Below are 1,476 nucleotides of genomic sequence, written 5' to 3' on the forward strand. Positions count from 1 at the left end.
GCAGAGCACACCATGCTCATCATCAACGACCACGGCGACGGCTGGCGTGGCTGTGTCGAAGATCGCAGCGCCAGCGACTGGATGTCGCTGCCGAAGGTGCGCGAAGGGCTCGAGGCCGCGCAGCAGGCCACGGGCAAGAAGCTCGACATCATCGGATTCGACGCCTGCCTCATGGGCATGGCCGAGGTGACGAACGAGCTGCAGGGCACCGCTGACTACATGGTGGCCTCGCAGGAGACCGAGGGGAACGCCGGCTGGCCCTACTCGCGCATCATGAGCGCCCAGATGCTCGCGCACCTCGATGCGCGGCTCACCCACCTGCTGCCATCGTCAGCGCGTGACGTGGCCATCGCCGCCGTGCAGCAGGCCGCCACCACACAAGACGAGCTGCCCACCATGGCCGCCTACGACCTCTCGAAGGCCGGCGCTCTCACGTCGGCCATCGACCACCTGGGCACCCAGATCGTGGCTTCGCCCATCACGAAGGAGCGCCTCGACGAGATCGCTGGCAAGACCCAGACCTTCGACGTGTACAAAGACCTCTACCACTTTGCCAGTGGCATCGAGGGCGACGGTACCGCCGGATGCGAGCTCAACGCCGCGGCGGGCGAGGTCAAGCGCGCCATCGACGACATGGTGATCGCCGAGCAGCACAGCGCCGACTATCCGAACGCCCACGGCGTGAGCATCGAGCTGAACGCCGCGCAGGAAGGCTACGGCGACGTGCAGCTCGCCCAGCGCACCGCGTGGACCTCAGCACAGGACAAGATGGGGCTGGGGGGCGACGAGGGCTGATCGCATCGGCAGGCGATGTGGGGTGCAGGAGCGCAAACGACCGGCGCGGTAAATCACCCATAGACCGCCCACCCCGTTGAGTTGGAGAGCACGCGCGTGTACCCGTTCATCGAAGTCGAGTGCCCTGGTTGCGAAACCCACCTTCGAGTGCCCTCGAGCGCGGCCGGGCGGCGGGGCACGTGTCCCCGATGCCACGCCCTGGTCGAAGTGCCGCGTCCGACGCCTCCCAGCCCCGAAGGCGGAGATCCGGCGCCGCGCTGCACCTCGGCGCGCCTTCAAGCGCTGTTCGAGGAGCTTGCCGTCCTGCTGGGCAAGAAAGTCCGTGAGCGCAGCGTGGTCGATCGAAAGCTCCTCGTCTTCGACATCGTCACCGACGAAGCCGCCGATCGCACACAGGTCGTCACCGTCTCCGAGACCCGCGACCGCGCGGGTGAGCCCGCACTGCTGCTGCACAGCACGGTCGGAACAATCTTTCGCCACGACCACGCCATCGAGGCGCTCAAGAGCGCAGAGAGCGACGCGTCGATGAGCGTCTCGCTCGATGACCAGAGCACGCTGTCTGTTCGCGCACTCATGGACGACAGCCCCCCCGTCGAGGCCGCGAAGCTGAAGCCGCTGCTCATGCGTCTGGCAAAGCTGGCCGATGTGATGGAAGAGAAGATCTTCCACTGGGACCGCACC

2 protein-coding genes are annotated in these 1,476 nt (G+C 66.8%); both read left to right on the forward strand.

Annotation, left to right across the window (positions count from 1 at the left end):
* A partial coding sequence (locus tag EB084_25290; GenBank protein ID NDD31579.1) for a hypothetical protein occupies positions 1 to 795 on the forward strand: 795 nt, incomplete at its 5' end.
* Positions 796 to 891: 96 nt separating this feature from the next.
* Positions 892 to 1,476: hypothetical protein (locus tag EB084_25295; GenBank protein ID NDD31580.1), on the forward strand; the 585-nt coding region annotated here is incomplete at its 3' end.

The sequence above is a fragment of the Pseudomonadota bacterium genome (genome assembly GCA_010028905.1).
Lineage (GTDB): Bacteria > Vulcanimicrobiota > Xenobia > RGZZ01 > RGZZ01 > RGZZ01.